Raw genomic sequence first — 3,368 nt, forward strand, 5'->3', positions numbered from 1 at the left:
GGCACCATTTTGTTGGACGGCATCGAGCTCACTGCAGAGAACCGTCGACTCTGGAGGGACAGCATTTCGTATGTCTCCCAAGACAGTTTTCTGATTCATGACACTTTGGCTGCGAACCTTGCCTTCGGACGGAGCGACATCAACGAAGAAGACATGTGGGCCGCTCTCAGAACTGCATCGGCAGACGGATTTGTAAGTGCGCTCGAACGAGGTTTGCAAACGGTGGTCGGTGACCGGGGCCTCCGGCTTTCGGGAGGGGAGCGACAGAGAATAACCTTGGCGCGGGCGCTTTTGAGGAAGCCCCAACTGCTTATTCTGGACGAGGCGACGAGCGCGCTGGACTGGGAAAATCAGGCGATCATTGCAAAGGCAATCAATGATCTGCGCGGTGAGGTCACTGTCGTGACCATCGCTCATCGCCCGTCGCTCATATCATTTGCCGACTGGGTGGTTGCACTTCGCGACGGCAAAGTGGTGGAAACGGGTAGCTATGCCCAGATAGCTGGATCACCCGAGAGTTATCTCGCAAATGTGATCAGTTCCGAAGGATAACGTCGGGCCGCCTCCAGCCCGGCATTGCACAAATTGAGGATGCCGATCGATCGCATTAGGATAAGAGTCCCATTGCGTGACCCTGGTTGCAGCAATATCAGAAACAAAATGAAGCAAACGCCGTTTATGGGCGAGAGGCGTCAGAATGTTGATTTCCGTTGAGAAGTGACCCTGGGGCGGCGAGAGTTTTCACTGAGATTTGACCCATGTTTGAGCTTCTTCCTGACTGACTGGTCAGGGGGATGAGGAGTGATCAACATGGATTTATTGAGTGTGATACGTCGTTGGCGATTTCGTCAGGACATGCCGATACGCGAGATTGAGCGGCGCACGGGGCTATCGCGGAACACGATCCGCAAGTATCTGCGAGCCGATACCGTTGAGCCGAAGTTCAAGGTTCCGGCACGACCAGGCAAGCTGGCGCCGTTTGCCGACAAGCTGCGAGGGTGGCTTGGTCAGGAAGCGGGCAAAACCCGCAAGAACAAGCGGACCGCCAAGCGGATGCATGCGGAACTGGTCGCGCTGGGCTATGAAGGCTCATATGGGAGGGTCGCGGCTTTTGTCCGTGCGTGGAAAGTTGACCAGCAGCGACAGCAGCAGACCAGCGGTCGCGGCACCTTTGTGCCTTTGGTGTTTGCGCCGGGAGAGGCGTTCCAGTTTGACTGGAGCGAAGACTGGGCGGTTTTAGGCGGGGAACGGATCAAGCTGCAGGTGGCGCATACCAAGCTGTCTCACAGCAAGGCGTTCATTGTCCGGGCCTATCTGCTGCAGACACATGAGATGCTGTTCGATGCTCTGGCCGAGGCGTTCCGGGTTCTGGGCGGTGTGCCTGGCCGCGGTATTTTTGACAACATGAAAACGGCGGTCGATCGTGTAGGCTCGGGCAAATCACGGCAGGTCAATGCCCGCTTTGCCGCGATGGCCAGCCACTATCTGTTCGAGACTGATTTTTGTAACCCTGCTGCAGGTTGGGAAAAGGGGCAGGTTGAGAAAAATGTGCAGGATGCTCGGCGCAGGTTATGGCAGCCGATGCCAGACCTGCCTGATCTGGATGCGTTGAATCAATGGCTTGAGGCACAGTGCGTCGCGCAATGGGGGCACATCCAGCATGGTGGGCTGCCTGGAACGGTCGCCGATGTGCACGCTAGGGAGCTGCCCAGCCTGATGGCGCTGGGCCGTCCTTTTGACGGCTTTGTCGAACACACCAAGCGGGTGTCTCCGACCTGCCTCGTGAACTATGACCGTAACCGCTACAGCGTGCCGGCATCCTTTGCCAATCGGCCAGTGAGCGTGAGGATATATCCCAAGCGGATCGTCATTGCTGCCGAAGGGCAGATACTGTGTGAGCATCCCCGTATCATTGAGCGTTCGCATCATCTGCCGGGGCGCACGATTTATGACTGGCGGCATTATCTGGCGGTCATCCAGCGCAAACCTGGCGCACTGCGCAACGGTGCGCCGTTTACAACGCTGCCTGATGCGTTCCGCAAGCTGCAGGCGATCTTGCTCAAGCGTCCCGGCGGTGACCGGGAGATGGCGGAGATACTGGCGTTGGTGCTGCACCACGATGAGCAGGCGGTGTTATGTGCGGTGGAGCTTGCGCTTGATGCCGGGGTGGCCACCAAAACCCATGTGCTCAATATCCTTCACCGCCTGACCGACGGCAAGGCACCGCCAGCAGCCCCCATCGATGCGCCACAGGCCTTGCGCCTTACAAAGGAGCCGCTTGCCAATATCGAGCGCTATGATGCTCTGCGTGACAGGGAGATCCGCCATGCGTCATGATCCTGCCAGTGCAGCGATCCTGGTCATGCTGCGGGGCCTGAAAATGTATGGCATGGCAGGTGCCGTCGGCGACCTGATCGAACAGGGCGCGCCTGCGTTCGAGGCGGCTGTTCCGACCCTTGCCCAGCTGCTCAAGGCAGAAATGGCTGAGCGCGAAGTCAGGTCGATCGCCTATCAGATCAAGGCTGCCCGGTTCCCGGCCTACAAGGACCTTGCGGGCTATGACTTTGCCGCCAGCGAGGTTAACGAAGCCCTTGTGCGTCAGCTTCACTGCGGCAGTTTTATGGATGGCGCGGACAATGTCGTTCTGATCGGCGGTCCTGGAACCGGCAAGTCGCACATTGCCACGGCGCTGGGCGTTCAGGCTGTTGAACATCATCGCAAGAAAGCCCGGTTCTTCTCCACCGTGGATCTGGTCAATGCGCTGGAGCAGGAAAAGGCCATCAACAAGGCTGGCCAGCTCGCCGAGCGCTTGCTGCGCCTTGACCTCGTGATCCTTGATGAACTGGGCTATCTGCCGTTCAGTCCATCAGGCGGCGCGCTGCTGTTCCATCTGCTCTCCAAGCTCTATGAGCAAACCAGCGTCGTCATCACCACCAACCTCAGCTTCAGCGAATGGGGCGGCGTGTTCGGCGATGCGAAAATGACGACCGCCTTGCTCGATCGCCTCACCCACCACTGCCACATACTCGAAACCGGAAACGACAGCTTCCGGTTCCGCGCCAGCAACGCACCCAAAAACCGAAAGGAGCAAACAGCCTCTTGACCCAAAACCTGCAACGACCAAACTAGCAACCACCCGGGTCAAATCTCAATGAAAATCCAGGGTCACTTCTCAACGGAAATCAACATTCTAACGACAGCATGGTGCGCGCAGGCAGTAGGCTGGGCTTTCCACCGAGCAAGACCGGATCAAAGCCCGAGATCACCGCGCGGCCTAATGGGCTGTGTGCGGCAAGGGTCGAAACATGGGTGACGTGACCGGTTTCGGGAAAGAGCGACAGAACGTTGAAATGCCGGTTGTTGCTGCC

At 58.1% G+C, this 3,368-nt stretch carries 4 protein-coding genes; 3 read left to right on the forward strand and 1 reads right to left on the reverse strand.

Going from position 1 to position 3,368, the window contains the following annotated elements:
• The 3 genes from ACEW8G_RS01995 to istB form a co-directional block, all read left to right on the forward strand.
• On the forward strand, positions 1–552 hold a 552-nt coding region (locus tag ACEW8G_RS01995; protein WP_373486775.1), incomplete at its 5' end, for an ATP-binding cassette domain-containing protein.
• 258 nt (positions 553–810) lie between these two features.
• Positions 811–2,337, forward strand: coding sequence for an IS21 family transposase (gene istA, locus ACEW8G_RS02000; protein ID WP_373486776.1), 1,527 nt, complete (start codon positions 811–813; stop codon positions 2,335–2,337).
• Positions 2,327–3,103, forward strand: a complete 777-nt coding sequence (gene istB / locus ACEW8G_RS02005; RefSeq protein ID WP_373486777.1) for an IS21-like element helper ATPase IstB — start codon at positions 2,327–2,329, stop codon at positions 3,101–3,103. The genes istA and istB overlap by 11 nt, the downstream gene beginning before the upstream one ends.
• Before the next feature lie 79 nt (positions 3,104–3,182).
• Here the strand turns inward: istB and ACEW8G_RS02010 are convergent.
• Positions 3,183–3,368: hypothetical protein (locus tag ACEW8G_RS02010; RefSeq protein ID WP_373486778.1), on the reverse strand; the 186-nt coding region annotated here is incomplete at its 5' end.

The sequence above is a fragment of the Blastomonas sp. genome (assembly GCF_041747255.1).
In the GTDB taxonomy this organism is placed as follows: Bacteria; Pseudomonadota; Alphaproteobacteria; order Sphingomonadales; family Sphingomonadaceae; genus Blastomonas.